The organism is Christiangramia aestuarii, from assembly GCF_009735585.1.
GTDB lineage: Bacteria > Bacteroidota > Bacteroidia > Flavobacteriales > Flavobacteriaceae > Christiangramia > Christiangramia aestuarii.
This window is the reverse complement of record NZ_VJVW01000022.1, coordinates 1-2,091: the sequence shown is the minus strand read 5'-3', so window position 1 is coordinate 2,091 and position 2,091 is coordinate 1. Positions and strand designations below refer to the sequence as shown.

1 protein-coding gene is annotated in these 2,091 nt (G+C 47.6%); it reads left to right on the top strand.

Annotated features, from left to right (window positions below; all coding sequences use genetic code 11):
- The coding region (locus FLP08_RS15410) for a beta strand repeat-containing protein (RefSeq protein ID WP_202912785.1) at positions 1-2,091 on the top strand (2,091 nt) is incomplete at both ends.

Sequence of the window (2,091 nt, the reverse complement as noted above, 5' to 3'; positions counted from 1 at the left end):
GCTACACCATCGCCAAGGGAACTTCTTCAGTGAGCATTCCTGTAGATGTYYTRGGTGATGCCATCAGTGAACCAACAGAAGATTTTACAGGTGAAATTAGCATTACCAATGCCAACGGACAGGACGTAAGCCTGAATACCGCTACGGCTACCTCCACTATCAATGATAATGATAGCGYCAGTATCGCCATYAACGATGTAAGCGTGAACGAAGCCGACGGAACAGCCGTCTTTACCGTAACCCTTACCGGGAACATACAGGATCAGCTAAATGCTGACTTTGCCACCGCTGATAATAGCGCCGTAAACCCAGGTGACTATACCACCAACTCCGGTACCATCACTTTTGYTGCCGGGTCTGTTGACGGAACTRCCCAGACCATCACCGTGGATATCATCGAGGATGCCATCGCTGAACCAACCGAGACCTTCTTTGTAGATCTTAGCAACCTGGTAACTACTGGGACTGCTTCCATCTCCGATAACCAGGGCGTGGGAACCATCAATGATAATGATGCCATCTCCATCAGCCTGGCAGGATTCACCATCACTGAAACAGAAGCTACACAGCAAGGAAACTTCGTGGCCAGTATCGATGGCGGAGCTACTGCACAGGAGGATATCGTGCTAAGCTTTACCACTACCGATGGATCGGCCGGTGCAAGCGACTATACTGCACAATCCGCTGTAAGCTACACCATCACCAAGGGAACTTCTTCAGTGAACATTCCTGTAGATGTTCTGGGGGATGATATAATAGAGTCTACCGAAAACTTTACAGGAGCGATCAGTATAGTAACCTCAAATGACCAGGATGTAAGTATAACGGGATCTAATGGAGAAGCTACTGCTACAATAAACGATGATGATATTGCAGGTCTGGTATTAACAAAAATTGCTGCTTTAGCTGATACCGATTCTTCCGGTGGAGATTCTGCCGGGGATATTATAACCTATACTTTCACCGTGGAAAATACCGGTAATGTTAGCCTTTCTCAAATTGAGATTACAGATGCTAATGTAACTTTTACTGCAGGCAATATAATCAACACTTTGGCTCCCGGAGAAACCTCAAGCCTAAATGCAACATACACTTTAGCCCAGGCCGATATTGATGCAGGAAGCTATTCCAATCAGGCTTCAGCCACCGGGGATAGCCCGGCCAAAACCGATGATATAACAGATTCTTTATCGGATGACCCAAACACTCCAGCTTTAGATGATGCTACGGTGGTGATCTTTACTCCACAACCAGCTATCGAACTGGTTAAAACAGCAGTTTATTCCGATATTAACAGCAATTCTGTGAAGGATGCCGGAGATGAGATCACTTATACCTTCACGGTGACCAATACTGGAAATGTAACAGTAAGCAACATCAGCATTGATGATGCTCTGACCGGAAGTAATGACCTGGCCATCAATCCGGCTGATCTGGCACCGGGAGCCACAGGTGACGTTTCGGTAACATATACCATCACCCAGGCTGATATGGATGCAGGATTTGTATCCAATTCGGCTACTGCTACCGGGGACAGCCCAAGTGGTACTGATGATGTGACCGATGTATCGGATAATGGAGATCCAACGGATGGAGACAATAATCCCACTACTACGCCACTGACGCAGAACCCAGCCATGACAATAGCAAAAGCAGGAAGCTTTAACGATGAAAATGGAAACGGCTATGCCGAGGCTGGAGAGACCATCTCCTATACCTTTAGCCTGACCAATACCGGAAACGTCACCCTGAACAATATCACCGTGACCGATCCGATGGTAAGTGTAAACGGCGGACCGATCAATCTGGCGCCGGGTGCTTCTGACAACACCAGCTTTACTGCTACCTATACCTTGACCCAGGCTGATGTAGACAGTGGACAGGTAGACAATATTGCTACGGCTGATGCCGATGAGCTGACTGATCCAGAGGATAGCAACAATGAGACTACGCCGCTGACGCAGAACCCAGCCATGACAATAGCAAAAGCAGGAAGCTTTAACGATGAAAATGGAAACGGCTATGCCGAGGCTGGAGAGACCATCTCCTATACCTTTAGCCTGACCAATACCGGAAACGTCACCCTGAACA